Here is a 25,940-nt window from a genome sequence, read left to right as displayed (position 1 = left end):
ACAAGCTACGCACCCGGCGCGGGCGGGGTCGACGGTGCGGAGTTCCCGGCATTCTCCGCCCGCTCCTCGCGCTCGCGGCGGCGCTCGTCCTCGTAACCGGGACGCAGCCGCTGGAACGCCGCGAGGTTCTTGGTCGGCTCCCCACGGTCCAGCCGCCACTCCCACTCACGCCGGATCGAGGTCTCGAAGCCCAACTCCAGGATGTGGTTGAAGTCGCCGTCGGCCAGTTCCAGCACCTGCCCGAGGATGCGCTGGACGTCCTCGGCCGTGGTGGTGTCGGGGAGCTGTCCGGCCAGGTAGATGTCGTTGTTGTTGTCCAGGGTGTAGTGCACCCCGTAGGCCTTGCGGTTGTGCTGCAGCAGCAGCCGGTACACCTCGGCGTGGGCTTCCTCGACCGCGCGGCACACGAAGGCCTCGACGCGGAACATTCCGTCCTGCGGGATGAACAGGGCGTTGGTCTTCAGCCGACGTTCACCGGGCAGGACCACCACCAGCGCCTCGGCCTTGTCGGGCCCCTCGCCCCCACCGGCGACCTCGTAGTCGACCTCTGCCTCGTCCAGGAGTTCCCTCAGTTGCTGCAGTTCCATGTCCTCGAATCTACTCTCCAGCGGCCGACGCGACCGCCGAAATCGAGGTTCCGCCGGCACTTCCGCCTCCGTTGCCGGCTCCGCCTGCATCGCGTGTCTCCAGCGAGCACAGCGACGCCCCCGCCTCCGCACAGCCATTGGCTGCCCACCGGTCGATGATCTGCTGGTACTCGACGACCATCTTCTCCACGGTGACGTCCCAGGAATACTCCGCCGCATGCGCCGGGGAATCGACCGACATCGAGTTACGCAGGTCATCGTCGATGATCAAGCCCTCCAGCGCTGTCGACCAGTCCGCCGGATCATGCCCGTCGACCAGGACACCGCTGACCCCCTCGGTCACCGTCAGCGGCAGTCCGCCGACCCGTGCCGCCACCACCGGGGTGCCGGACGCCTGCGCCTCCAACGCCACCAGCCCGAAGGACTCGTTGTAGCTGGGAACGGCGATGATGTCGGCGGACTGGTAGACCGTCACCAGTTCCTCGGGAGGACGCGGCGACAGGAACCGCACATAGCCGGAGACACCCAACTCCGCGGCGAGGTCGTGCAGTTCGTCCGGACGCTCCAGCCCGGTGCCGGACGGCCCGCCGCAGATCACCACCCGGATGTTCTGCTCCGGGTGCCGGCGGATCAGGTCGGCGGCGGCGCGCAACAGGATGTGCGGCCCCTTGAGCATCTGCAGCCGCCCGATGAAGGCGATGACCTTCGCCCGCAGTGGGATGCCCAGCTCACGTCGGGAGCGCTCGGTCGCCCGGTCGGAGCCGGGTGTGAACCGGTGGACGTCCACACCTGGGGACACCACCGACAGCTGGGCCGGGTCGGCGTCGTAGGCGGTGACCAGGGCGTCCGCCTCGTCCTGGGTGTTGACGATGATGCGGTCGGCGTTGTCGATGATCTGCTGCTCGCAGATGCGTCGCGACTCCGGTTCCGGGGTATCGCCCTCGGCCAGTGCAAGGTTCTTCACCGCCGCCCAGGTGTGTGCGGTGTGCACCATCGGTACGCCCCACAGGTCGCGCAGCAGCCAGCCGACCTGGCCGGACAGCCAGTAGTGGGAGTGGATCAGGTCGTAGCGTCCGGCACCGGTGCGGTCGATCTGACCAGGGGTGCCGCCGTCGCGTCCGGCCTCGCGGCGCACGAAGGACAGCACCGAGCCGGTGAACGCCGCCAACTGGGTCGGCAGCGACTCCTTCGGCAGTCCCTCGAACGGCCCGGCCACACTGTTGATCACCCGCAACCCCGGCGCCACCTCGACGGCCTCGCCCTGGGAGGCGCGGGTCGCGCGGGTGAACACGTCCACCTCGATCCCGTGGGCCACCAGGTGTTCGGCGACATTGCGGACGTAGACGTTCATCCCGCCGGCATCCCCGATTCCGGGCTGCTCCAACGGGGAGGTGTGCATGGAGATCATCGCGACGCGCATGACACCCAAGATTACTCTGTGGGATTACCGTGTGGCGGGTCCCCCGGTCAGCACGCGCACCACCTCGTCGCTGCGGTGGATGAACCCGGCGTGGGAGGCGTCCAGGGTGTGCACGGTGAAGGGATTGTCCGGGGTCAGCGCATCCGCCTCGGCGATCAGCCGGTCCTGCATGGCGATCGGGAGGGACCGGTCCTGCAGTAGACGCAGGTAGGTGTGCGGCACCGTGCCCCAGGTGTCCGGGTCCAGCCGCGCATCGCCCATCATCACGGCTGCGGATTCGTCCGGCACCATGCTGTTGAGGAAGGCCATGAACTGCTGGTCGTCGGCCTCATCCATCAGGGACGCCTTGAGCAGACCAAGCAACTCAGGATCGGCGGTGCGGTAGTTCGCCCGGCCGACACCCCATGCCGGGTCCACCTCCACGTTCAGGCCACCCAGGCCGGGCAACAGGCTCTCAGAGAACTCCGGTTCGGCCATGTACTCCAGGGGGCTTCCCGGGATGCACAGGCCCAGGCGGAGATGTAGACCAGTCCGTCGACGAGTTCGGGGTGGCGGTTGGCGAACACCGTCGCCGTCACCCCGCCAAGGCTGGACGCCACGAGGACGACCGGGCTGTGTTCCTGGAGCCCCCGGAGCCGTCGGACCGCGGCCTCGAGCGCGGCGACGTTGTCGTCGAGAGTGCCACCGGCCAGGGTGGACGGTTCGGCGGCGAAGGCCTCGAGGTCCTGGGGCGCCTGGTAGCTGACCGGGTAGCGGGCCTGGGCGCCGTGGCCGGGCAGGTCGATGGCGTACCTGCAGGGCGAGTTCCTGCTGGATCGGGCCCCACATGGTGGAGCTGGTTCCTGACCCGTGGATCAGGACGAACGTGGTCCGTGTGTCGAGTGACATCGTCCCCAGTGTGCCAGGCCCCCTACCCGTCGATAGTCACACCGATCCACACCGGCTCAGGCACCAGGGTGACCCCGAAGGCGTCCTGCACCCCGGCGCGCACCGCGCGGGCCAGCTCCACGATGTCCTCGCTGACCGCGCTCCCCCGGTTGGTCAGCGCCAGGGTGTGCTTCGTCGACAGCCCAGCCCGACCGGTGCCGCCCTGCTCGGCCGGGACCTGCCAGCCCTTGGGGAACCCGGCACGTTCAATCAACCAGGCAGCGGAGAACTTGAACTGCGTGCGCCCGGCCGCATCCGTGCCCGCCGGGTAGCAGGGCATCGACGCGGCAGCCTCGGTACCGCAGCGGGAGGTGACGGCCTCGATGACGGCGTCCCGGGTGTCCTCGCCGGTGACCACCGGGTTGGTGAAGAAGGAGCCTGCCGACCAGGTGTCGTGGTCGGCGTCGTCGAGGACCATGCCCTTGCCGGCTCGCAGAGCGAGCACGGCGTCCCGCACGTCGGCGACAGGACGCCGCGCCTGCCCGGCCGCACCCTCCTCCTCGCTGACACCGAGGCGGCGGGCCAGTTCACCGAAGCGCAGCGGGGCGCTGAGACCGTCGGGGCTCAGCTGGAACTCCACGGCGGTGACCACCGCACGGTTGGTGAACTTCAGGTTGGAGTAGCGGTACGCCAGGTCCAGCGACTCCGGGGAGACGCACTGAAGCTCGCCGGTCGTCCGGTCGAACAGCTGCACCCGGTGGAGCACCTGGGAGACCTCCGCGCCGTAGGCACCGACGTTCTGGACGGGGGTGGCGCCGACCGACCCCGGGATCCCCGACAGGCACTCCAGCCCGCCGAGTCCGGCGTCCACCGTGGCGGCGACGAGGTCGTCCCACACCACCCCGGCGAAGGCGCGTACCAGGCCGGTGTCGGTGTCGATGTGCACCGGTGTGTCGGTCATGTCCGCACCGGCGGCGGTGATCAGGACGACGACGAGATCGGCGACGTCCTGGCCCACCACCAGGTTCGACCCACCACCGACGACCAGCAAGGGAATGTCCTGCTCATCAAGGGTGCCCACCACCTCGGCGACGGCGTCCGCCGAGCGGCACACGACGGTGGCCGCGGGGGCGCCGCCGATGCGCAGCGTCGTCAGCGCGGCGAAGTCGACATCGGCCGTCGCGACGTCCGGGCGGGGACCGATCGCAGCAATTGTTGACGCAAGGAACACAGAATCAAGAGAACTCACGCTGTTAACGGTAGTCTGTCGGCATGACAACTCACATTGAAACCTCGACGACCGTCAACATCCCCGCTGACAAGGTCTACGACGCGCTCGCCACCAAGGCGTACTGGGAGTTCGAGGCCGCCAACATCGCCGAAGAGCCCGGCGAGGTCGCCGAGTTCTCCGCCGACCCGATCAACGTGGTCCTCTTCGAGGTCCTCGCCCCCGACGCCCTGCCCGAGGCCGTGCGATCCATGGTCTCCCAGAGCCTGAAGCTCAAGCGCACCATCTCCTTCGAGGCCCTCGAGGACGGCACCGCCAACGGCGAGATGAACGCCGAGATCAAGGGTGCCCCGGTGAAGTTCGAGGCCGAGCTCACCCTCATCGACGAGGACGGCTCCACCACCCTGGAGGCCGAGGTCGACATCGACGTCACCATCCCGATGATCGGTCCGGTCATCGAGCCGAAGGTCGCCGACTACGTCCGCGACATCATCGTCAACGAGGCTGCCCTCGTCGAGAAGTGGATCAACGAGAACGCCTGATCCTCCCGGGCGATCTTCGCGGCACTGACAGTTTTCTGTCCGTGACCGTAGAACACCGTGACCCTTCCTGAGTTTTACGGTGACTGGTGTGGCGTCCGGGGGCACGATGCGCCACACTGGTCGACGTGAGCAACTCAAGTAACCCTGACGTGTGGCGTGCGGACTCCGCCGCCGCCACTTCGACCACCGCGCCGAGCCAGAACCCTGGCGGCACATCCGGCAACAAGTCGGGCAAGAAGTTCGGCCTGTGGTGGAAGGTCCTCATTTCCGTTGTGGCGGTCCTGGTCATTCTGCTGGTGATCGCCGAGTTCGGTGTCCGCGCCTACGCGAAGAACACCGTCGTCGATGAGATCCGTTCCTCCCTGGAGGAGGACGGCACCGAGCTGTCCGAGGATCCGTCGGTGAGCTTCGGAGCCTCCCCGCTGCTGCTGGGGCTGGTCCAGGGCAAGATCCCGTCGATGAGCGCCACCATGCCCTCCACCGTCGAGGTCAGCTACGAGGACGGCGACCAGTCGCGCCCGGTGATCACCGGCCAGCCCGCGGTCGAGATGGACGCCAAGAACATCTCCGTCACCGGCGAGAGCATGCTTATCGACGACCTGACCCTGGACACGACCATGCCCTCGGAGATGCTGCTGGCCGAGTTGCAGAAGTCCGAGGCCGCCGGTGGCGCCGAGGACGGCGAGGACGGCGAGGACGGCGAGCAGGCACAGAACTCCGAGGACGACAACCCGTTCTCCGGCGCCCTGGACAACCTGATCTCCATCACCGACGTCGCGATGAACACCGGCGAGAACACCCTCGACTTCGAGATCAGTGGTGGTCTGGCGACACTCAGCATGGTTCCCGAGGTCACCGACGGCACCCTGTCGATGTCGCTGTCCGACGTGAAGATCTTCGGTATGAGTCTGCCGCAGTCGGTCGCGGAGTCACTGTCGGACCAGTTGGAGAGCACCGTCAACGAGGCCTCCGAGGAGTTGACCATCCAGAGCGCCGAGGTCACCGAGGACGGACTGAAGATCAGGCTGCACGGCACCCAGATCAACATGGACGAGATCGACACCTCCGGCGCCTTCGGCACCGAGAGCGGATCGGGCGCTGACTCGGGCGCCAACTCGGAGGACCAGGCGGCCTGACCGTCCGGCCGGGATACCGGCGGTACTGGTCAGGCTGTGCTGCCGGTGCTGAGGCTCGCAGCGTCCAACACCACCCGGTGCGCCCCGGCGGCAGAGAGCCGCTCCACGACGTCGAAGGCACCCGGGTCGTCGAAGGACAGTACCCTGCCCGACATCACCGTCACGGAGCTTCCTGCGACGGCCTCGGCGAGGATGCGGATGGTCTCCTCCGCACTTCCCTCCCCCGGTGCATCGTCGGACGGCCCGACCACGACATCGGCGCCGGCGGTGACCGCCGCCCGTGCCACGGTCTGCAATACCGCCGCGGGCACGCTGCCCGTCACCTGGCCCGCCCCGCGGACTGTCCCGAGCGCGACGCGCAGCACCGCCGGATACGGCACCGCCTCACGCAACGTGACGATCTCCCCGATCAGCGCATTGAGATCCCCCGTGGCATCCGGGCCACCGTAGACATGCGCCGGGTCCAGGACCACAGTCACCTCGTCGGCACCGTTGGCCACGGCCATATGCGCCTCACTGGCCGTGACCAGGACATGATGCTGGCCGGTGGGATAACCAGCCACGGAGCACAGGCGGACACTCCCCTGAGCGTCCCCCTCTCCCCCGATCCCGCGCACCGGGAAGGACGTCGGCGGCAGCCATACCGCCCCGATCCCCTCCTGTCGGGCACGCTCGATCACCGCCACGATCTGTTCTGTGGACGGCTGCGGGTCCAGCAGACTCAGCTCGATTCGCCCCAGGCCGCTGACCTGACCACTGTCTTGGTCGTCACCAGTCACTGGAGTTGTCCAGCACGTCCCGCACGGCAGGGCGGATGTCCTGCCAGTAGATGCCCACGATCACCGCGGCAGCGATCCACGCAATTGACAGACCCATCGTCCCGAGCAACAAGGCAGCCACAGCAGCGCCGCCCAGCAGCAGCATCCAGTTCTGCTTCGACCGGTCGATGACCATGAAGGCGTCGTCCCGGGTCCGGATGACCTGGATCGCACCCCAGATCCCCGCGATAGCCACCGCGAGGATCACACCGAGTTCCGCAAGGCTCAGAAAGTAGCGGGCGTAGTGAATCAACTCCATGGTCACTGAGTCTATCCGACTCTAGAACAGTGTGAACAGAAGCTCCGAGACCGTGTAGATCGCCAGCCCTGCCAACGCACCGACGACCGTGCCGTTGACCCGGATGAACTGCAGGTCCTTGCCGACCATCAGCTCGATACGGTCGCTGGCCTCGTCGGCGTCCCACCGCTCCACGGTCTCGCCGATGATGCCGGTGACCTCACCGGCGTAGTTGTCCGCCAGGTAGGACGCCGCGCCCACAATGCGCTTCTCCAGCGACTCCCGCAGTTCCGGCTCCTCGCGCACCCGGGTGGCGAACTCGGTGACCCACTGGACGATTTTGCACCGCAGCATTGAATCCTCGTCCCGGGCCATCTCCGTCAGGTTCGACCGGATGGCTTCCCACAGCGTGCCCGGCAGCCCCTGGACGGTGGCCGACCCCATGACGTCGGACTTGAAGTTCTCCACCCGGGTGATCATCACCGGGTCGTGCTGCAGGTCCTGGGCCAGCTGGTTGATGAACTTCCGGATCGCGTGGCGTGCCTCATGCTCCGGGTTGGACCGTACGTCCGCGGTGAACTGGACGAGTTCGCGGTGCACCTTGTCACCGACCAGGTCGCGGACGAACTGTGGTGCCCACGACGGGGTGCGCTCGTCCAGCAGCCGGACGACCAGGTCCTCGCTGTCGCGGGCCTTGTCGTCCAACCAGACGACGACGGCGTCGACGACCGGTTTGGTGCGTCCTTCAGCGATGAGCTGCTCCAGGCCACGGCCCAGCGGCGGGCCCCAGGTCGGTTCGGACGCCTTGTCGATGATCAGCGTGCGCAGCAGCTGCTCCGCCTCCTCGCGGTCGACCCCGTTGACCACCAGGTCGATCAGCCGGGCGGCCTCCTTGCCGGTGCGCTCGGCCCCGCCGCCGTCAAGCACCCAGTCGGCGGCACGCTCCGGGATGCGTGCCTGGCGCAGCTTCTCGGTGATCAGCGTGGCATTGAGGAAGTTGTCCCCGACGAACTCGCTGAGGGCGTGGCCGACCTGGTCCTTCTTGCGCTTGATGATCGCGGTGTGCGGGATCGGGATGCGCAACGGGTGACGGAACAGTGCGGTGACCGCGAACCAGTCCGCCAGTGCGCCGACCATACCGGCCTCGCTGGCGGCACGGACGTACGGGGTCCAGCCGGCGTCGCGTCCGGTCGCTTCCAGCCAACGGCAGCCGAGGTAGATCAGGGTCGCCAGGACGAGCAGGCTGGTGGCGAAAGCTTTGTGGCGGCGCAGGTCACGTCGACGGGTTGCCTCGGACTCCGGTGATGGTCCGGGGACGGGCAGTTGGTTGGTCAGAGTAGTGCTCACCCGTCCCATTATCCCCCAACTGCAAGCACAGGGTCCGCATGTCACTGCCCCGCCTGTTTGTTCCCTCGTCTCGCCGGACGGTGGCCAGCCTCCCCGGTCATTTCCCCGCCGCCTGTAGCCTCATTGCCTCGCCTGCGGTCCCCGCATCGCAACGGGTGTCGGAAAGGTGGGACCGATCGCTGGGATTTCGCCGGAAAACCAGCAGATCATCACACCTATCCGACATTGCCCTCGCCGACTCAATGATGAGAATGACGAGCAGGCGGGGCGCTCTGGTCTGCAGTACGAGGGCTCCAGGCTCTAGTGCACTCGGCCGGTGGCCTCCTTGTACTTGCGGTAACGCGCCCGGCCGATGTAGATGCTGGCGCACCCGGCGAACGGCACGACCAGGCCAATGATCAGGCCGATGAGACCGATGACGTCCCCGTGCTCCTGGGTCTGCAGCCCACCACCGTATCCGTAGGTGGCGAATCCCCAGATCGCGGCACCGAATCCCGCCATGGAGCTCAGGATCAGCCCCATGCCGATCCAGGCGGCTCCGCGCAGCAGCGACGAGTGATGGAAATCCCAGCTGCTCGGGACGTACCCGTCCAGGTGGATCGGCTCGCCCTCGTAGATGCCCACGGGCTTTTTCTTCTCGTTCATGACTACCTCCTCCGCCCGGCGAAGAATGGAGCACCCATCATCGCCGAGCTCGTCGGTGTCGTCCTCTCCAGTGTAGACATCCAGGTCAGCTGGTGTCGACGCCCCGAGGCCACGAAAACGTCCGCCCCGCAGTCTCGGTGAGAGTCTGCGGGGCGGACGCTGGAGGTGCCGGACGGTCCGGGGACGACCGGCGGGGCCGGTGCTTAGTGCACGCGGCCGGTGCGCTTCTTGTAGTCGCGGTAGGAGCTACGTCCGAAGTGCACGGAGGCGAAGGCGGCGAGCAGCACCACGACGGCCACGACGGCACCGACGGTGCCGATCATGATGCCGTTGTCCTGGGAGCCGACGCTGTCGGAGGCAAATCCGTAGACGAAGAGGCCGGCTGCGGAGGCAGCCAGCAGGATCAGCGCCATGCCGATCCAGGTCAGGCTGCGCTGCAGCGACGAGTGCTGGGAGTCCCAACTGGTGGGGACATACCCGTCCAGGTACTCCGGCTCACCGGAGAACATAACCTCAGAGTCGGCGTGAGCGGACATCAGTTCCTCTTTCATCGTCTGCAGCCGAGTCTGAAGTGACACCGGCCGGTACACACTGCTTGTTGCTACCGTGAATTCTAGTCCACCACCGTCGGAGGAACCGAGTCACACCGTTGATACGGTGCACTCCATCCCCCGCACGGGTGGGGTCGCGCCCCGTTCACGACGGGACGCGGTGGAGGTGCGGACTAGTCGTCCTTGCCACGCAGGGCAGCGCGGGCGCGCTCCTTGGTGATCGCGGCGACGGCGGTCAGCGGGATACCCGCCGGGCACACGTCGGCGCACTCGCCGTACAGCGAGCACGGGCCGAAGGTGCCTTCAGCCTCATCGACCATGTTGGTGGCGCGACGGCCACGCTCCATACGCCCCAGCGGGGACAGGGTCATGTGCACCAGCTTGGCACCGGTGAACAGGTGGGACGCACCGTTCGGGCAGGCGGCAACGCAGGCACCGCAACCGATGCAGGCGGCGTGGTCGAGCGCGAGCTCGGCGTCCGAGTGGTTGACCAGGAGGCTGTCGGCGTCCGGAGCGGTACCGGCGGCCATCGAGACGAAGCCACCCTTCTCCATGACGCGGTCCAGGGCGGAACGGTCGACGACCATGTCCTTGACCACCGGGTAGGCGGCCGAGCGCAGCGGCTCCAGCTTGATGGAGTCACCATCGTTGAAGCTGAAGAGGCGCTGCTGACAGGCCGGCTTGTTCTTGTCCGGTCCGTGCGGACGACCGTTGACCATCAGGCCACAGGTACCGCAGATGCCCTCACGGCAGTCGGAGGCGAAGGCGAAGGGCTCCTTGCCGGCCTCGACGTAGCCAGTGTTGACGTGGTCGAGAAGCTCCAGGATGGACATTGACTCAACGGCATCGGGGACGTCCACGGACTCGAAGTGTCCCTTCGAGGCGTGGTCCGCCTGACGCCAGATCTCAAGATGCAGTTTCATTACTTGTAGTTCCTTGTCATCAGCGGAATGCGGTCGAAGTAGAGCGGCTCGGAGTGTCGGATGAAGGTCTCCGGCTTATCGCCCGGCTCCCATGCCGAGACGAAGCACCACTCGTCGTCGTTACGCTCTGCCTCGCCGTCCTCGTCGAGGTGATCCTCACGGTAGTGGGCACCACAGGACTCGTCACGGTCCAGGGCGTCGACACACATGAGCTCACCGAGGTCCAGGTAGTCGGCAACGCGGATCGCGTTCTCCAGCTGCTGGTTCATCTCGTCCTTGCCACCGGGCACGAAGACGTTCTCCCAGAAGTCGGCGCGAACCTTGCGGATCTCGTCGATGCCCTGCTGCATGTCCTCGACGGAGCGGGCCACACCACAGCAGCGGTAGAGGATCTCGCCCAGCTGGCGGTGGTAGTACTCCGCACCGTGCGGGTTCGGGCCACGGATGTTGAGGATCTTCTCGATCCGGTCCTCGGTGCGCTTGAGCGCATCCTTGGCGGCTTGGGACTCGGCGTCCGGGGCCTCCTGGCCCAGCAGCGGGGCCAGGTAGTTCGGCACGGTGAAGGGCAGGGTGAACCAGCCCTCGACCGAGGAGGACAACAGCGAGTTCGCACCCAGGCGGTTGGCGCCGTGGTACATCCAGGACGACTCACCGGCGCAGAACAGCCCCGGGATCGAGGTCATCTCGTGGAAGTCGGCCCACAGGCCACCCATGGTGTAGTGGCAGGTCGGGGCGATACGCATGGGGGTCTTGTATGCGTCGTCGCCGATGGCCTCCTCGTACATCTGGATGAGGTTGGAGTAGCGCTCGCGGATGGTGTCCTCGCCCAGCTTCTCGATGGCGTGGGTGAGGTCCAGGTACACCGAGTTCTTCTTCGGGCCCACACCGTAGCCACCGTTGATCTGCTGCGCGTTCGCACGGGAGGCGATGTCACGCGGCACCAGGTTGCCGAAGGCCGGGTAGCGGCGCTCGAGGAAGTAGTCGCGCTCGTCCTCGGGGATCGTCATCGGGTCGCGCTGGTCGTCCTTCTGGGCCGGGGTCCAGATACGGCCGTCGTTACGCAGCGACTCCGACATCAGAATGGTCTTGGACTGCCAGTCCGAGTTGACCGGCAGGCCGGTCGGGTGGAACTGCACGAACGACGGGGACGCCATGTAGGCACCCTGCTCGTAGGCGCGCATGATGGCGCTGGCGTTGGAGTTCTTGGCCAGCGTGGACATGTGGTACACGTTGCCGTAACCGCCGGTGGCGAGCACGGTGGCGTGACCGGTGTGGGTCGACAGTTCACCGGTGATGATGTTGCGGGTGACGATTCCCTTGCACACGCCGTCCTCGACGATGATGTCCTGGACGTCGGAGTGGGTGAAGATCTCCACGTTGCCGGCACCGATCTGGCGGTACAGGGCGGAGGTCGTCGCCAGCTGCAGCTGCTGACCGGTTTGACCACGGGTGTAGTAGGTGCGGGACACCTGCACACCACCGAAGGAACGGGTGGCCAGGGTTCCGCCGTACTCACGGGAGAACGGGGCACCGATGGCGTTCATGTGGTCGATGACCTTGCCGGACTCCATCGCCAGGCGCCAGCAGTCGTTCTCGCGGCAACGGTAGTCGCCGCCCTTGACCGTGTCCTTGGTGTGGTTGTAGGTGGAGTCGTTGTCGAGCTTCTTGGAGCGCGACGAGTTGACGCCACCCTGCGCGGCGATGGAGTGCGCGCGGCGGGGGCTGTCGTGGTAGGTGAACACCTTCACGTCGTAGCCGAGCTCACCGAGGGCGGCGGCTGCAGCACCGCCGGCCAGGCCGGTTCCCACGATGAGGATGCGGAACTTCGCACGGTTCAGCGGCGACACGAGCTTGAAGTGCTCCTTGTCGTACTGCCACTGCTCCTGCTGGCCGACCTCGTGGGGGGCGTTGTCGCCGATCACCTTGCCGACGGCGACACCGTCGACGCTGGACTGCGGCGCACTGAAGGCCGCGAGAGCTTCGTCGTAGTTGAAGTCCGCGGTCTGGTTGTGGGGGTGGGGCTTACTGGTTCCCATAGTCTTCTCTCTTCTCCTCTTCCAGATCCGCCGCTAGCTCACGATGCCGGTCATGACGGCCAACGGAATCGCAATGTTGCCGATCATCACAGCCGCCGGCAGCAGGTAGGAGATCCACAGCATGACCTGGCGCCAACGGTGCCCGGTGATGCCCAGGTCAGAAGAGGCGGTCCAGATGCCGTGGCTCAGGTGCAGGAACAGCACGATCATGCACAGGATGTAGAAGATCGCGACGGCCGGGCGCTCGAAGGACGCAACCAGGTTGTTGTAGGCCTCGAGGTGGACGAACTCATCCGAGGCGACGGCCTTGCCGAGAGTCAGGTCGAGGATGTGGAAGATGATGAACAGCAGCAGCACAGCGCCGGTGCCCAGCATGGAGCCGGCGGTGAAGTTGTTGAGGCCCTTCACCTTGCCGTAGCGCTTGAACTCACCGCGGGACTGCTTGGCCCGGGCTTTCAGCGCGAAGGCGCAGTACACGTGCAGGATCAGCGATACTGCGAGCACCACACGCAGGAACCACAAGATGCTCTCGTGCGGGACGAGCGGGTAACCCATGTCCCGCAGGAAGTGGGCGTAGTTGTCGAAGCCTTCGGCAGATCCGAAAACCTTCAGGTTTCCGATCATGTGGACCAGGACGAACAAGGCGAAGATGAGGCCAGTCACGGCCATCGTCAGTTTCATCGCCCAGGTAGGGAAGCCTGGCTTTTCCCTCAATGGTTTAATGGAAATTTTCCCGTGCTCGATTGCGACGGGATCGTCAAATTTAACAGTCATGGCACCTCCAGTGTCATAGACACTGTACGACCCGTTTAGTGGTCAACACCAACCGGCCCCCTCCCCCGTGAAAAGAATCACACTCTTACTCTGGTGGCATCACTTCTGACGCCCTCCCCCGGTGCCGTGCGCAGCACAGATCCCCCAATCATTACTGCTAAATATGTATCAACCTTACTGCGCCCGGGGTGGAACAAGGCCGCACAAGGCCCCGCGGGGGCGCACACGACCCGGGGCGCACTCGACCGCGCAGGCGCCCCGCACCACACAGGCCTACGCTGCCTCGTCTACTCTGCGTCGTCGGCACGCAGCAGCGTATCCCCGGCCACCACCACCGGATCGGTGCCGACCATGACCTCCTGCCCGCACACCCGGATCGGCCCGGCCGGGACGGTCAGGACATCGGCGTCCTTTGCACCTGCGGCACCCGCCGCATCCGTCGCAGCGTCCGACTCCTCCCCCGGATCCACGACCAGCTCGACCTCACCGGCGCGCACCGTCACCCGCACCACGGTGCCCTGCAGGGTCACCGTGTACTCGAGTTCGCCCCATTCCTCGGGCATCCGCGGGTCGATCGAGAAGCGGCCGTCATGGTCCCGGAACCCACCGAATCCGTACACCAGCCCACTCCACACGCCACCGCAGGAGGCGATGTGGACACCGTCGGAACTGTTTCCGTGCAGGTCATTGAGGTCAAGGTAGAGACCGCGGGTGAAGAAGTCCATCGCCCGGTCGTGGTAGCCCAGTTCCGCGGCCATGATCGACTGCACCACCGCCGACAGTGAGGAGTCGCCCGTGGTCAGCCGGTCGTAGTAGTTGTAGTCCCGACGCTTGACGTCCTCCGGGAACCGGGAGCCCTGCAGGAACAGGGCGAGCACCACGTCGGCCTGTTTGAGCACCTGGTAACGGTAGATCGTCAGCGGGTGGTAGTGCAGCAGCAGCGGACGCTTGGGTCCCACCGCCGGATCGTCCAGCGACCACAACTGGCGCTGCATGAACTGGTCGTCCTGCGGATTGACCCCCAGGGACTCATTGAAGGGGATGTACATGACATCGGCGGCGCGCTGCCACAGGTCGAGCTCGTCCTCACTCAACCCTGCACGACGCATCAGGTCCTCGTAGTCGTACGGTCGGGCTGCCTTCAGCTGCGTGACGACCTCCACGGCGACCCGGAGGTTGTACTGCGCCATGACATTTGTATAGAGGTTGTTGTTCACCACCGTGGTGTACTCGTCCGGCCCGGTGACCGAGTGGATCTCGAAGCGGGTTCCGGCGGTGTTGAAGAAGCCCAGCGACATGAAGAACCGGGCGGTGCCGATGAGGATGTGGACGCCCTCGTCCAGCAGGAAATCCATGTCGCCGGAGGCGTTGACGTACTTCATCAGCGCGTAGCTGACGTCGGCGTCGATGTGGTACTGCGCGGTACCCGCGGCGTAGTAGGCACTGGACTCGCGGCCGTTGATCGTGCGCCACGGGAACAGGACGCCGTCGTGGGCGAGCTCCCTGGCACGTTCCTTCGCCGCGGGCAGCATCGTGTAGCGGAACCGCATCGCATTCCTGGCGAACTGCGGGTTGGTGTACGACAGGAACGGCATCACGTAGATCTCGGTGTCCCAGAAATAGTGGCCGCCGTAGCCCGAACCGGTCAGCCCCTTGGCAGGCACTCCCTGGCCCTCCGCCCGCGCCGAGGCCTGGAGCAGCTGGAAGATATTCCAGCGGGTGGCCTGCTGGATCTCCGGGTGGCCGGGGATCCGCACATCCGACCGACGCCAGAACCGCTGCAGCCACTTGGCCTGGTTGCGCTGCAGGTTGCGGAAGCCCACGGCCTTGGCGCGGTTGATCGTGCGGGCGCAGCGGAAGGCCAGTTCATCCGGCGAGACGTGGCGGGAAGAGTGGTAGGCGACATACTTCTGCAGCCGCAGCTTCATGCCCTTGTGTCCGGCGAGGTGGTAGATCACCCGGGCGACGTCCTCACGCAGCTCGGTGTGCACCTCCACCCCCTCGGCGTCGGCGAACCCGTGGGTTCCGGTGCCTGATGAGCCGCAGGACGGACCGTTCTGCAGGTCGAGTTCATGATCCATGCTCACCGCGACGGTCATGCCCGACCGGGTGATCCGGTAGCCGAGCGTGACCCGCTGGTCCTCCGGCTGAGACTGGTAGGTCGGTTGAAAGACCCGCCCGCTGAACTGCTCGGACTTACGCGGGTCACCGCCGTCACCGACCCCGGCGGGGCCCTCGGCGGTGGCACCGGTGTGCTCGACGACGGTGGAGTACTCGTCCTCACCGTCCTGCCGGTTGAGGATCTGCGAGGACAGCACGACCGCGGCATCATCGTCGAGCAGTTCCACCTCGGTGGACACGATCATCAGGTGGCGCTCCTGGAAGGACACCATCCGCTCATTGGTGATCCGCACCCGCTTGCCCGCCGCAGTGCGCCAGATGCAGCTGCGGCGCAGCACGCCCTCGCGGAAATCGAGGCCGCGGGAGTAGTCCTCGACCTCGACCTGGGGCAGGCGCAGTGGCTCATCGTCGATGTAGACCCGGATGGTCTTGGCGTCGGGGACCTGGACGATCGCCTGGCCTTCCCGGGCGAGGCCGTAGGCGTCCTCGGCGTGCGAGATCGGCCAGGTCTCGTGGACACCGTTGATGAACGTCCCGTGTTCCTCGGAGTCGCGTCCCTCCGCCGGGTTGCCGCGCACCCCGAGGTAGCCGTTGCTCAGCGCGAAGAGAGTCTCGGACAGGCCGAGGTCGCTGCGGTCAGGGTGGGTCTCGTACCAACCCCATTCGTCGACCGGGTTGTTCTCGCGGTCGAGCCCCTCCACCGGGTCCGTGTCGTAGTGGTGCTGGTCGGCGCGGTATCCGGTGGGGAACAGTCCGTCGCCGTCTCCGTCACTGATCAGGTTGGTGTCGGACGCCGTGACCGGCGTGGTCACGGACGCCCTGTCGATGGGCCGGTTGACCACGGAGGCGACCCGGCGGCGGGCCGCGAGGAAGTCTTCGAATGCCGGATGGTTACCGCTCAGTCCGCTCATCGTCGTTACGCTCCCTGGAGTTCGGGTGGGGTGGATAGGTGGGTGGATGTGTGGCGCATCGAGGCGTCACCAGTCCGGACGGACCAGCTCCGCAAGGTCGGTGACGACCACATCGGCACCGGCGGCGAGCAGTGCGTCCTGCCCGGCCCCGCGGTCGACACCGACGGTCAGTCCGAAACCACCGGCGCGTCCCGAGGCTACGCCGGAGGTGGCGTCCTCGACGACGACGGCTACGGCATTGTCGACCCCGAGCTGCGCGGCAGCGAAGGCGTAGGTGTCCGGGGCGGGTTTGCCTGGCAGCTGATGCTCGGCGGCGACGAGGCCATCGACGACCAGCTCGAAGCGCTCCAGCAGGCCAGCCGCCTCCAGCACCTGCCGGGCATTCTTCGAGGAGCTGACGATGGCCACCCTCGGCGCGTCGGGACGGTCAGCCAGGGCGTCGAGCAGGGCGACGGACCCGGGGTAGGCGTTGATCCCTTCGTCGAGCAGGCGCAGGAAGTCAGCGTTCTTACGCTCCCCCAGGCTGGTCACGGTCTCCCGGTGTTCACCGCCGGTTGCCGGGGTGGCCGGGGTCTCCGGGGTGGCCGGGGAGTTTAGCGGGAGGGATATCCCCCGCGACTCGAGCAGACTGGCGATGCCCTCCAGACGGGCGCGACCGTCCAGATGGTCGAAGTAGTCCTGCTCGCTGTACGGCTCCGCCCCATGGGAGTCGAGGTAGTCGGTGAACATCACCGCCCAGGCCTGGCGGTGGAGGTCCGCAGTCGGGGTGATCACGCCGTCGAGGTCGAAGAGCACCGCCTGGTAGCCGGTGAGGTCAGGGCGCTCGGTCATCGTCGTCAGACTCCTTGGTGTCGCGGCGGGCGCGGTCGGTACGGGTCGGTAGCGGCCATGGGCCCGTTCGACCATTCGGTCCCCTGCGAGTCTAGGCGCGATCGGGCACCACCGCTGGCGGAGTCGCTGGACGCAACACAGGTGAAACAGTGCTGTCACTCCCGCTCCCTGTTGGTGCGGGCCGTGGAAAACACCCGGGAGTGGGAGTGAGGGAACGCACAGTGCACGGAGGTGCAACCGCGTGGGAAGAAGCGTCACAAAACAGTCCCAGGCCGTGACGTCCACCATGGACATCACGGCCCGGGACCGGGACGTCAGTGCTGATCAGGCTTGTCAGCGCTGGTCAGTGCTGATCAGACTAACCAGACTGATCAGTGCGAGAGGGCGTGATCAGTCTGTGTCACCTGGCATCAGGCGATGCCGTTCTTCTCCTTGAACTCGCGACGACGCGCGTGCAGGATCGGCTCGGTGTAGCCGGACGGGGACTCGGTGCCCTTGAAGATCAGGTCCTTGGCGGCCTGGAAGGCGACGGAGGCCTCGAAGTCATCGGCCATGTTGCGGTACTCCGGGTCGCCGGTGTTCTGACCGTCAACGATGGCGGCCATGCGCTCCAGGCCCTCGGTCACCTGCTGCTCGGTGATGACATCGTGCTTGAGCCAGTTCGACAGGATCTGGGAGTTGATGCGCAGGGTGGCGCGATCCTCCATCAGGTCGATGTCGTGGATGTCCGGCACCTTGGAGCAGCCCACGCCCTGCTCGACCCAGCGGACCACGTAGCCCAGGATCGACTGGCAGTCGTTGTCGATCTCTTCCTTGATCTGCTCCTCGGTCCAGCCACGCTCCGGCTGCACCGGCAGGGTCAGCAGATCACCGAGGGTGTCGCGACGGCCGTCGGTGAGCAGCTTCTCCTGGACGGCGAAGACATCGACCAGGTGGTAGTGGGTGGCGTGCAGGGAGGCGCCGGTCGGGGACGGGACCCATGCGGTGGAGGCACCCTCCTTCGGCTGGCCCAGCTTCTGCTCGACCATGTCGGCCATCAGCTCGGTCTTGGCCCACATGCCCTTACCGATCTGTGCCTTGCCGGGCAGGCCGTGGGCCAGGCCGGCGTCGACGTTGTGGTCCTCGTAGGCGAGCTTCCAGGCGGCGGTCTGCAGCTCCGGCTTGCGGACGACCGGGCCGGCCAGCATGGAGGTGTGGATCTCGTCGCCGGTGCGGTCGAGGAAGCCGGTGTTGATGAAGGCCAGGCGGTCGGAGGCGGCAGCGATGCAGGCGTCCAGGTTGGCGGAGGTACGACGCTCCTCGTCCATGACACCGACCTTGAGGGTGAAGCGGGGCAGGCCGAAGAGGTCCTCGACGTCGGCGAAGAGCTCGTTGGTGAAGGCGACCTCGTCCGGGCCGTGCTGCTTCGGCTTCACGATGTAGATCGAGCCAGTGCGGGAGTTGCGACGCTCATTGGCCAGCTCGGTGCCCGGGATGGCGCAGGCGGTGGTGATGACGGCATCCATGATGCCCTCGAAGATCTCGTCGCCGGCGGCGTCGAGGATCGCAGGGTTCTGCATCAGGTGGCCGACGTTGCGGACGAACAGCAGGGAGCGGCCGTGCAGGCGCAGCTCGCCGCCGTCGCGACCGGTGTAGATCCGGTCGTCGTTGAGGCGACGGGTGAAGGTCTTGTCGCCCTTGGCGACCTCCTCGGTCAGCTCACCGGTGTTCAGGCCGAACCAGTTGGTGTAGCCCAGGGTCTTGTCGGTGGCGTCGACGGCGGCGACGGAGTCCTCGAAGTCCATGATGGTGGAGACCGCGGACTCCAGCAGCAGGTCCTTCACACCGGCCTTGTCGTCGGCGCCGACCGGGTGGGACGGGTCGATCTGGATCTCGATGTGCAGGCCGTTGTGGCGCAGCAGGATGCCCGACGGGTCGTTCTTCTCACCGAGGTAGCCGGCGTAGACCTCCGGCTCGCGCAGCAAGACATCCTCACCGTTGATCGTCGCGACGAAGCGGTCGGAGGAGATGTCGTACTTCTCGACGTCGGCGTGGGAGCCGGACTCGAGCGGCACGGCCTGGTCCAGGAAGTTGCGGCCCCAGGCGATGACCTTGTCGCCGCGGACCTTGTTGTAGCCCTTGCCCTTCTCGGCGCCGTTCTCCTCGGAGATGACATCGGTGCCGTAGAGGGCGTCGTAGAGCGAACCCCAGCGGGCGTTGGCGGCGTTGATGGCGAAACGGGCGTTGAGCACCGGGACGACCAGCTGCGGGCCAGCGGTCTCGGTGATCTCGGTGTCGACGTTCTGGGTGCGGATCTCAAAGTCACCGGGCTCCTCGACGAGGTAGCCGATCTCCTTCAGGAAGGCGGTGTACTTCTCCGGGTCCTGGACGCCCGGGTTCTCGGTGTACCAGGCATCCAGCTTGGCCTGCAGCTCATCACGGACGGCGAGCAGCTCATGGTTGCGGGGGGTGTGCTTGGCGACGAGGGCGCCGAAGCCTTCCCAGAACTTGTCCTGGTCGGCACCCTGCACGCCGATGCGCGGAAGAACCGTACCGGAGACGAAATCGTAGAGGGTCGAGGCGACCTGGAGGCCACCTGCGGTGACGCGCTCTGTCTGCTGGTTACCTGACGTCATTGACTGCTCCTTCGTTGTCATTGCTCGTGTGACGGGAGTGCTGCCTCAGACAGCCCCTCCGGCGTAGATCGGGCACGTCTGAACGGCCTGATACTTCCTCACCAGACTAGGTGAGCCACGTCACCAGCGGGAGTGGAAGGTGCGTCAACATACCTTCAGCCACCCCCATGAGAACGCGGAAACAGGACGACGGGAGCACCCCGATGACCGTCGGGCAGGGTCCCCTTACGTGACAGACCTCTCTCGAACGCCCTGCAAGTGGGCAGATTTGACCACATTCTGGGAAGTTTTGTCCCACGTATAGAGACGTGATGTAAGCTCGAGTACCCGCTACCCCCGGCGTAACCCAGATCACCAGTAGCCTTTGACGTGCCCTTTTGCAGCGGTATGGTCATAGGAAGCCGATCCGGGTCCCACCCGTCGCCACGAGGCGATGTGTGGGTTAACCGGGATAACGCGCAGTTACCGCCACCCTCTCACCAATTCAAAGGGAGTTGAGTACTACATGTCGAACGTCGGACAGGCCCGTACCGCCGCCGAGATCCAGAAGGACTGGGACGAGAACCCGCGCTGGAACAACGTCACCCGCGACTACACTGCTGAGCAGGTCGCCGAGCTGCAGGGCAGCGTTGTCGAGGAGCACACCCTCGCCCGCCGCGGCGCCGAGATCCTCTGGGATGCCGTGAACGAGGAGGGCGACGGCTACATCAACGCCCTCGGTGCCCTCACCGGCAACCAGGCCGTCCAGCAGGTCCGCGCCGGCCTGAAGGCTGTCTACCTCTCCGGTTGGCAGGTCGCCGGTGACGCCAACCTCTCCGGCCACACCTACCCGGACCAGTCGCTGTACCCGGCGAACTCCGTCCCCTCCGTCGTCCAGCGCATCAACAACGCTCTGCTGCGTGCCGACGAGATCTCCCGCGTCGAGGGCGACGACTCCGTCGACAACTGGCTCGTCCCGATCGTCGCTGACGGTGAGGCCGGCTTCGGTGGCGCCCTCAACGTCTACGAGCTGCAGAAGGCCATGATCAAGGCCGGCGCCGCCGGTACCCACTGGGAGGACCAGCTCGCTTCGGAGAAGAAGTGCGGCCACCTCGGTGGCAAGGTGCTGATCCCCACCCAGCAGCACGTCCGTACCCTGAACTCCGCACGTCTGGCTTCCGACGTCGCAGGCACCCCGTCCGTCATCATCGCTCGTACCGATGCTGAGGCCGCCACCCTGATGACCTCCGACGTCGACGAGCGCGACCACAAGTTCCTGACCGGTGAGCGCTCCGCCGAGGGCTACTACTACGTCAAGAACGGCATCGAGCCCTGCATCGACCGTGCGAAGTCCTTCGCTCCGTACGCCGACATGATCTGGATGGAGACCGGTACCCCGGACCTCGAGCTCGCCAAGACCTTCGCCGAGGGCGTCCGCTCCGAGTTCCCGGACCAGCTGCTGTCCTACAACTGCTCCCCGTCCTTCAAGTGGTCCGCCCACCTGGACGACGACGAGATCGCCAAGTTCCAGAACGAGCTGGGCGCCATGGGCTTCAAGTTCCAGTTCATCACCCTGGCTGGCTTCCACGCCCTGAACTACTCCATGTTCGATCTGGCCCACGGCTACGCCCGCAACCAGATGAGCGCCTTCGTCGACCTGCAGAACCGCGAGTTCGAGGCCGAGTCCCGCGGCTTCACCGCTGTGAAGCACCAGCGCGAGGTCGGTGCCGGTTACTTCGACCGCATCGCCACCACCGTGGACCCCAACTCCTCCACCACCGCCCTGAAGGGCTCCACCGAGGAGAGCCAGTTCTAGTCCACTAGAACTGCGCCGGTTCCGGTCCGCCGGAGCTGCCTGGTTCCAGTCCGCTGGAACCGCCCGGCATCGCGGTCATCGCGACCGCCCGCCACATCACCCGCCCGGGTCAGACACACCGCAAGGTTGTCCGACCCGGGCGGGTTTCTTGTGCGCTCGTGCCGCGCCTCAAAGCGTCCCCGGCCGAGTCTCGGTTCAGCCTGGCCCGATCTTGAATCGGCCCACCCACGTCCTCGATCTGCCCGCGATGTCAGAAACGTGGGATGAAATGCTGTTATCCGGGCCCGAGATCAGCAATCGGTCCCACACTTCTTACATGGGCACCGCGGACTCGCTTCCCCTAGCTCAGCACAGCGCGCTCCTCTCCCCCAGGCGCAGCGCCACAGATTCCCCTTCATGTCATCGAAGGCGCAACGGTAAAGGCCTAAGGTGTCACCGCAGGCCGCGTCGCTCCACGAATCGACTCGGCGGCTTGTCCTCGTACAGACCCACGATCTGGCGACGGACGTGCTCACGGCGGCTGTAGGTCCCCTCACGGATCGCATCGTCGTTGTCGAAGCTGGAACCGATGGCCCCGGCGAACGTCCCGAGCGACGCGGTCAACCACGCCAGCTTCAGATAGCCCCACGGGAACGGCTCCGCGTCGACCTGGGCGCGGAAGAACGTGGTGTCCACGATCACCACGGACAGGATCACCAGGACCACGATCACGGTGGTGTAGATCATGATTGCCGCGACAAGCACCGTCCCCAGCGTCGCCCGGTTGTCCATCCGGGCACGCCACTTCTCCACACTGTCCGGCTCCCGGTTCGGCCACCGGTTCCACAATCCGTTGTGGTAGATCAGCCAGAAGGTCAGCGCACCGACGGCGAAGACACTGATCAGGAACATGCGCGGCACCGACACGGTGTGCGACATCTGCCACATTGAACCGTAGAAGATGCCGTAGGCGCCGGTGGCGATGGCGATGGCCAGACAACCGGTGAGCACCCGGTACAGCTGGGCGGGCTGGTTGGCGGCGATCATGCCGAGCAGCAACCGGAGGGAGCGTCCGAACCCGTCGATCACGCGGGTGGTGTCGGCCTCGGCGTCACCACCCTCGATATCCTCGGCCTCGTCGACGACCTCGCTGCGTCCCGCGCCGGCGGACTTACCGTGCAACAGGCGGCTGAGCTCCTGGCGCAGGCCCTCCTGGGCGCGCAGCACGCCGAAGGCCGGCAGGCAGAGCATCACCGCCCTGCCCCGGTTCACGGTCTGGCTGATCACGGGCAGTCGGGTGGTCAGCGGCAGGTCCGTGACGTAGACCAACCGGTCCCAACCATAGGTCTCCATCAGCCCGGCCGCGCTGTCGGACAGCCGCACGCTGCCGTCGAGGCTCATGGGCAGGGTGCCGGTGCGGAACTGGACCCTGGGGCGGTTCGCCGCGCGGAGCTGGTCGTCGGTGATGTCGGAGTCGTCGGGGCGGATCCCGAGTTTCTCCAGGACCCTGATCACCCGCTTCTCGGGCAGGCCGGGGTCAACCATGACCCCGATGACTTTGACCCGCGGCTCATGTCGCCGTCCGCCCCTCACCGGCTCGTCACTCATCTCCAGCCATCTCTCCTGCCACATGTACGGCGCTGTGGGTGTCGCCGAAGTCGAAGTACTGAGCAGAATCGTACTGCACACCCGCTCCTGTAGGCGAGGGCTATCGACGGCGAAACGCCGACACGGTTGTTTCTCCGGGCTAAACTTGATGAATGGCCATCCGCCGAAAGACCTCGATCCGCATCATGCTCGTCCTCGTGCTGCTGGTCATCGCGGCACTCACAGCGTTCTTCGCGCTGGCCCCGGGTATTGTCGACCGTTCGCAGAACCCCGTCGCGGACGACGAGCTACCCGAGGTTTCTGATGAGGCGGAGAGTGTTCACGACCGTACGGTCATCGTGGACATGCACTCGGACTCATTGTTGTGGAAGCGTGACTTCCTTGCCCGTCATGACAATGGGCACATGGACCTTCCGCGCCTGGAAGAGGGCAATGTGGCCCTGCAGGTGCTGTCATCGGTGTCGAAGTCCCCGCGCGGTCAGAACATCGACGGCAATGACGGCGACAGTGACAACATCACGTTACTGAGCTTCGCCCAACTGCAACCACCACGGACGTGGACGTCCCTGTTGCAACGCTCGCTGTACCACGCGGAGAAGCTGGAGGACGCCGTCGCGGACTCCGACGGTCGGTTGACGATGATCCGGACGAGCCGGGACATCGATGATCTTCTGGAGGCACGCGAGAACGGTGGGCAGGTCACCGGCGCAATGTTCTCCGTTGAGGGACTGCACAACCTCGAAGGTGACAGGGACAATGTGCAGGTCCTGTTCGACGCCGGGATGCGCATGGCGGGTTTCGCCCACTTCTTCGACAACGAGGTCGCCGATTCCGCACACGGTCGCGGGCACGGCGGTCTGACGGACCTGGGCCGTGACGTTGTTGCCGACCTCGAGGAACTGGGGGTGGTCATCGACCTGTCCCACATCAGCAGTGAGTCCATGGACGAGATCCTGTCGATCGCCACCCGGCCGGTCGTGGTCAGCCACGGCGGGGTCCGCGGCACCTGCGACAACAACCGGAACCTCACGGACGGTCAGATCCGCGCTGTCGCGGACACCGGCGGGGTCGTCGGCATCGGCTACTGGGACACCGCGGTGTGTGGGATGACCCCGTCTGCCGTGGTCGATGCGATCGAGCACGTGATCTCGGTCGCCGGCATCGGGTCCGTCGGCCTGGGCAGTGACTACGACGGCAGTGTCGAGGTCGGCTGGGACACCTCCCAGATCGCGGTGATCACCGATGAACTGTTGTCACGTGGTCATAGCGAGGACGACATCGCGGCGATCATGGGCGGCAATACACTGCGCGTCCTGCAGGACGTCCTGCCGGAGTAGCGGCGGGCGACCGGGGTCGCACCGCCGCGACAGGGGCACGGGCCCCGGTGCACTAGAGGTTGATCATGTGCCCCATGGTGCCCTCGGCGGCCTCCTTGATGGCCTCCGACAGGGTCGGGTGGGTGTGGACGTTGCGTCCGATCTCCTCGGCGGTCAGGTCGAAGCGCTGTGCCAGGGTCAACTCCGGCAGCAGCTCGGAGACGTCCGGGCCGACCATGTGACCACCGATGAGCTCGCCGTACTCGGCGTCCACGATGACCTTGACGAAGCCGACGCCCTCGTTGAGGCCCATGGCCTTGCCGTTGGCGCTGAACGGGAAGGACGCGACCTTGATCTCGCGGCCGTTCTCCTCGGCGTGCTTGCGGGCTGCCTCCTCGGTGTAACCGAAGGACGCGACCTGCGGGGAGCAGAAGGTGGCGCGCGGCATGTTGTTGTAGTCGCCGAGCTCCTGGGTCTCGGCACCGGCGATGGTCTCGGCGGCGACGACACCCTGTGCCTCGGCGACGTGGGCGAGCTGGAGCTTCGCGGTGACGTCACCGATGGCGTAGATGTGCGGGACGTTGGTGCGCATGCGCTCGTCGATGTCGATGGCGCCACGCTCGGTGAGCTTGACACCGGTGTTCTCCAGGCCGAAGCCCTCCACACGAGGGGCGAAGCCGATGGAGACCATGACACGGTCGGCCTTGATGGTCTCGGACTTGGAGCCGTCGGCGGACTCGATGTCGACCTCGACGCCCTTGTCGCCGCCGAGGTCGCGCACGGCGGTGGTCTTGTGACCGGTCTTCAGGTTCACGCCGAGCTTCTTGTACTGCTTCGCGATCTCCTTGGAGACGTCCTTGTCCTCGTTGGGCAGGACGCGGTCCATGAACTCGACGACGGTGATGTCGACGCCGAAGTTGGACAGGACGTAGGCGAACTCCATGCCGATGGCACCGGCACCGATGACGACCATGGACTTCGGGGCGTTCTCGTCGAGGATCTGCTCCTCGTAGGAGACGATGTTGCCGCCGATCTCCACTCCCGGCAGGGACTTCACCACGGAGCCGGAGGCGACGATGGCGTTGTCGAAGGTGATCTGCTTGCCGGCGTCGTCACCGTCGGTGATCTCGACGGTGTTGGCGTCGGTGAAGGAACCGACACCGTTGATCTCGGTGATCTTGTTCTTCTTCATCAGGTAGTGGACGCCCTTGACGATGCCCGAGGACACCTTCCGGGACCGCTTGTGGGCGGTGGTGTAGTCCATGCTGATGTTGTCACCGCTGATGCCGAAGGTCTTGGCATCGTGGGTGAGGATGTGCGCGATGTCCGCGTTACGGATCAGCGCCTTGGAGGGGATGCAGCCGACGTTCAGACAGACGCCGCCCCAGTACTGCTTCTCGATTACCGCGGTCTTCAGGCCCAGCTGTGCCGCACGGATGGCGGACACGTATCCGCCGGGGCCCGCACCGATTACTACTACGTCATAATGTTCAGCCACGGTGTCAAGGATACGACGTTTTCGTCGACACGTCCGCCCCCGGGGGACATGTCACAATGTTCTCCCGCAAAAACACTGGTCAGCGGGGTTACCCCCGGAGGGGCGTGGGTCAGTCTCAGAAGGGGGAGTTGACGATGAAGTTCGCGATCACCGA

General features: G+C 66.0%; 22 protein-coding genes. 4 read left to right on the top strand and 18 right to left on the bottom strand.

Annotation, left to right across the window (positions count from 1 at the left end; translation table 11 throughout):
- Positions 1 to 5: 5 nt before the first annotated feature.
- From ACTXPP_RS04685 to ACTXPP_RS04665, 5 genes are all read right to left on the bottom strand, one after another.
- The gene (locus ACTXPP_RS04685; RefSeq protein ID WP_301495992.1) at positions 6 to 587 is read right to left on the bottom strand and encodes a type III secretion system chaperone family protein; all 582 of its coding nucleotides are present in this window, start codon (positions 585 to 587) and stop codon (positions 6 to 8) included.
- 10 nt (positions 588 to 597) lie between these two features.
- Positions 598 to 2,007 (bottom strand): D-inositol-3-phosphate glycosyltransferase, encoded by a 1,410-nt coding sequence (gene mshA, locus ACTXPP_RS04680; RefSeq protein ID WP_443341151.1) that lies wholly within the window; start codon positions 2,005 to 2,007, stop codon positions 598 to 600.
- A 24-nt stretch (positions 2,008 to 2,031) separates the two neighbouring features.
- On the bottom strand, positions 2,032 to 2,484 hold the full coding sequence (locus tag ACTXPP_RS04675) for a hypothetical protein (protein WP_443341148.1): 453 nt from the start codon (positions 2,482 to 2,484) through the stop codon (positions 2,032 to 2,034).
- Complete coding sequence (locus tag ACTXPP_RS04670) at positions 2,433 to 2,786, bottom strand: alpha/beta fold hydrolase (protein WP_443341185.1); 354 nt, start codon at positions 2,784 to 2,786, stop codon at positions 2,433 to 2,435. The genes ACTXPP_RS04675 and ACTXPP_RS04670 overlap by 52 nt, the downstream gene beginning before the upstream one ends.
- A gap of 131 nt (positions 2,787 to 2,917) precedes the next feature.
- Positions 2,918 to 4,123 carry a UDP-N-acetylmuramate dehydrogenase gene (locus ACTXPP_RS04665; protein WP_443341145.1) on the bottom strand — a complete coding sequence of 402 codons (1,206 nt, stop codon included), beginning with the start codon at positions 4,121 to 4,123 and terminating at the stop codon, positions 2,918 to 2,920.
- Positions 4,124 to 4,146: 23 nt separating this feature from the next.
- On the opposite strand from ACTXPP_RS04665, the gene ACTXPP_RS04660 reads away from it, so the two are divergent.
- Entirely contained in the window at positions 4,147 to 4,644 is a 498-nt protein-coding gene (locus ACTXPP_RS04660) for a DUF2505 domain-containing protein (protein WP_301495988.1), read from the top strand.
- A 125-nt stretch (positions 4,645 to 4,769) separates the two neighbouring features.
- Positions 4,770 to 5,780, top strand: coding sequence for an LmeA family phospholipid-binding protein (locus ACTXPP_RS04655; protein ID WP_443341141.1), 1,011 nt, complete (start codon positions 4,770 to 4,772; stop codon positions 5,778 to 5,780).
- A gap of 29 nt (positions 5,781 to 5,809) precedes the next feature.
- Here the strand turns inward: ACTXPP_RS04655 and ACTXPP_RS04650 are convergent, their stop codons facing one another.
- From ACTXPP_RS04650 to ACTXPP_RS04600, 11 genes are all read right to left on the bottom strand, one after another.
- Positions 5,810 to 6,559: a beta/alpha barrel domain-containing protein gene (locus tag ACTXPP_RS04650; protein WP_301524655.1), complete on the bottom strand. Its 750-nt coding sequence runs from the start codon at positions 6,557 to 6,559 to the stop codon at positions 5,810 to 5,812.
- Positions 6,549 to 6,857: a DUF2516 family protein gene (locus tag ACTXPP_RS04645; protein ID WP_443341138.1), complete on the bottom strand. Its 309-nt coding sequence runs from the start codon at positions 6,855 to 6,857 to the stop codon at positions 6,549 to 6,551. Before ACTXPP_RS04645 ends, ACTXPP_RS04650 begins: the two co-directional genes overlap by 11 nt.
- Positions 6,858 to 6,878: 21 nt before the next feature.
- Positions 6,879 to 8,183, bottom strand: coding sequence for a DUF445 domain-containing protein (locus ACTXPP_RS04640; RefSeq protein WP_367618720.1), 1,305 nt, complete (start codon positions 8,181 to 8,183; stop codon positions 6,879 to 6,881).
- A 300-nt stretch (positions 8,184 to 8,483) separates the two neighbouring features.
- On the bottom strand, positions 8,484 to 8,828 hold the full coding sequence (locus ACTXPP_RS04635) for a hypothetical protein (protein WP_443341136.1): 345 nt from the start codon (positions 8,826 to 8,828) through the stop codon (positions 8,484 to 8,486).
- 203 nt (positions 8,829 to 9,031) lie between these two features.
- Complete coding sequence (locus ACTXPP_RS04630; RefSeq protein ID WP_301497566.1) at positions 9,032 to 9,364, bottom strand: hypothetical protein; 333 nt, start codon at positions 9,362 to 9,364, stop codon at positions 9,032 to 9,034.
- Positions 9,365 to 9,552: 188 nt separating this feature from the next.
- On the bottom strand, positions 9,553 to 10,302 hold the full coding sequence (locus tag ACTXPP_RS04625; RefSeq protein WP_301497564.1) for a succinate dehydrogenase/fumarate reductase iron-sulfur subunit: 750 nt from the start codon (positions 10,300 to 10,302) through the stop codon (positions 9,553 to 9,555).
- Complete coding sequence (locus tag ACTXPP_RS04620) at positions 10,302 to 12,338, bottom strand: fumarate reductase/succinate dehydrogenase flavoprotein subunit (RefSeq protein ID WP_443341132.1); 2,037 nt, start codon at positions 12,336 to 12,338, stop codon at positions 10,302 to 10,304. The genes ACTXPP_RS04625 and ACTXPP_RS04620 overlap by 1 nt, the downstream gene beginning before the upstream one ends.
- A gap of 33 nt (positions 12,339 to 12,371) precedes the next feature.
- Entirely contained in the window at positions 12,372 to 13,112 is a 741-nt protein-coding gene (locus tag ACTXPP_RS04615) for a succinate dehydrogenase cytochrome b subunit (RefSeq protein ID WP_301497561.1), read from the bottom strand.
- A 287-nt stretch (positions 13,113 to 13,399) separates the two neighbouring features.
- Positions 13,400 to 16,144 carry a glycoside hydrolase family 65 protein gene (locus ACTXPP_RS04610; RefSeq protein WP_443341131.1) on the bottom strand — a complete coding sequence of 915 codons (2,745 nt, stop codon included), beginning with the start codon at positions 16,142 to 16,144 and terminating at the stop codon, positions 13,400 to 13,402.
- A 66-nt stretch (positions 16,145 to 16,210) separates the two neighbouring features.
- On the bottom strand, positions 16,211 to 16,975 hold the full coding sequence (locus tag ACTXPP_RS04605; protein WP_443341130.1) for an HAD family hydrolase: 765 nt from the start codon (positions 16,973 to 16,975) through the stop codon (positions 16,211 to 16,213).
- A gap of 410 nt (positions 16,976 to 17,385) precedes the next feature.
- On the bottom strand, positions 17,386 to 19,611 hold the full coding sequence (locus ACTXPP_RS04600; RefSeq protein ID WP_443341128.1) for a malate synthase G: 2,226 nt from the start codon (positions 19,609 to 19,611) through the stop codon (positions 17,386 to 17,388).
- A 484-nt stretch (positions 19,612 to 20,095) separates the two neighbouring features.
- Here ACTXPP_RS04600 and aceA point away from each other — a divergent pair, with 484 nt between their 5' ends.
- A complete protein-coding gene (gene aceA / locus ACTXPP_RS04595; RefSeq protein ID WP_301498200.1) occupies positions 20,096 to 21,385 on the top strand; it encodes an isocitrate lyase in 1,290 nt (429 codons plus the stop codon).
- A 432-nt stretch (positions 21,386 to 21,817) separates the two neighbouring features.
- Here aceA and ACTXPP_RS04590 read toward each other — a convergent pair whose 3' ends face one another.
- Positions 21,818 to 22,972: a hypothetical protein gene (locus ACTXPP_RS04590; protein WP_301520201.1), complete on the bottom strand. Its 1,155-nt coding sequence runs from the start codon at positions 22,970 to 22,972 to the stop codon at positions 21,818 to 21,820.
- Between the two features lie 152 nt (positions 22,973 to 23,124).
- Between ACTXPP_RS04590 and ACTXPP_RS04585 the strand changes: the two genes are divergently transcribed.
- Complete coding sequence (locus ACTXPP_RS04585) at positions 23,125 to 24,309, top strand: dipeptidase (protein WP_443341125.1); 1,185 nt, start codon at positions 23,125 to 23,127, stop codon at positions 24,307 to 24,309.
- Between the two features lie 52 nt (positions 24,310 to 24,361).
- On the opposite strand, the gene lpdA is transcribed toward ACTXPP_RS04585, so the two are convergent.
- Positions 24,362 to 25,786: a dihydrolipoyl dehydrogenase gene (lpdA, locus tag ACTXPP_RS04580; RefSeq protein WP_301495023.1), complete on the bottom strand. Its 1,425-nt coding sequence runs from the start codon at positions 25,784 to 25,786 to the stop codon at positions 24,362 to 24,364.
- Positions 25,787 to 25,940: the final 154 nt, after the last annotated feature.

This window comes from Candidatus Corynebacterium faecigallinarum, assembly GCF_052264515.1.
GTDB classification, from domain to species: Bacteria; Actinomycetota; Actinomycetes; order Mycobacteriales; family Mycobacteriaceae; genus Corynebacterium; species Corynebacterium faecigallinarum.
The sequence above is the reverse complement of the archived record's forward strand: the minus strand, read 5'-3'. Positions and strand labels throughout refer to the sequence as shown.

What these genes read in the sequence shown, in the direction of transcription:
- ACTXPP_RS04675 (WP_443341148.1), bottom strand. Translation starts at nt 2,484, where the DNA reads ATGGCCGAACCGGAGTTCTCTGAGAGCCTGTTGCCCGGCCTGGGTGGC.
- ACTXPP_RS04600 (WP_443341128.1), bottom strand. Translation starts at nt 19,611, where the DNA reads ATGACAACGAAGGAGCAGTCAATGACGTCAGGTAACCAGCAGACAGAG.
- mshA (WP_443341151.1), bottom strand. Translation starts at nt 2,007, where the DNA reads ATGCGCGTCGCGATGATCTCCATGCACACCTCCCCGTTGGAGCAGCCC.
- ACTXPP_RS04610 (WP_443341131.1), bottom strand. Translation starts at nt 16,144, where the DNA reads ATGAGCGGACTGAGCGGTAACCATCCGGCATTCGAAGACTTCCTCGCG.
- ACTXPP_RS04625 (WP_301497564.1), bottom strand. Translation starts at nt 10,302, where the DNA reads ATGAAACTGCATCTTGAGATCTGGCGTCAGGCGGACCACGCCTCGAAG.
- ACTXPP_RS04685 (WP_301495992.1), bottom strand. Translation starts at nt 587, where the DNA reads ATGGAACTGCAGCAACTGAGGGAACTCCTGGACGAGGCAGAGGTCGAC.
- ACTXPP_RS04645 (WP_443341138.1), bottom strand. Translation starts at nt 6,857, where the DNA reads ATGGAGTTGATTCACTACGCCCGCTACTTTCTGAGCCTTGCGGAACTC.
- ACTXPP_RS04630 (WP_301497566.1), bottom strand. Translation starts at nt 9,364, where the DNA reads ATGTCCGCTCACGCCGACTCTGAGGTTATGTTCTCCGGTGAGCCGGAG.
- ACTXPP_RS04620 (WP_443341132.1), bottom strand. Translation starts at nt 12,338, where the DNA reads ATGGGAACCAGTAAGCCCCACCCCCACAACCAGACCGCGGACTTCAAC.
- ACTXPP_RS04605 (WP_443341130.1), bottom strand. Translation starts at nt 16,975, where the DNA reads ATGACCGAGCGCCCTGACCTCACCGGCTACCAGGCGGTGCTCTTCGAC.
- ACTXPP_RS04585 (WP_443341125.1), top strand. Translation starts at nt 23,125, where the DNA reads ATGGCCATCCGCCGAAAGACCTCGATCCGCATCATGCTCGTCCTCGTG.
- ACTXPP_RS04590 (WP_301520201.1), bottom strand. Translation starts at nt 22,972, where the DNA reads ATGAGTGACGAGCCGGTGAGGGGCGGACGGCGACATGAGCCGCGGGTC.
- ACTXPP_RS04660 (WP_301495988.1), top strand. Translation starts at nt 4,147, where the DNA reads ATGACAACTCACATTGAAACCTCGACGACCGTCAACATCCCCGCTGAC.
- ACTXPP_RS04635 (WP_443341136.1), bottom strand. Translation starts at nt 8,828, where the DNA reads ATGAACGAGAAGAAAAAGCCCGTGGGCATCTACGAGGGCGAGCCGATC.
- aceA (WP_301498200.1), top strand. Translation starts at nt 20,096, where the DNA reads ATGTCGAACGTCGGACAGGCCCGTACCGCCGCCGAGATCCAGAAGGAC.
- ACTXPP_RS04615 (WP_301497561.1), bottom strand. Translation starts at nt 13,112, where the DNA reads ATGACTGTTAAATTTGACGATCCCGTCGCAATCGAGCACGGGAAAATT.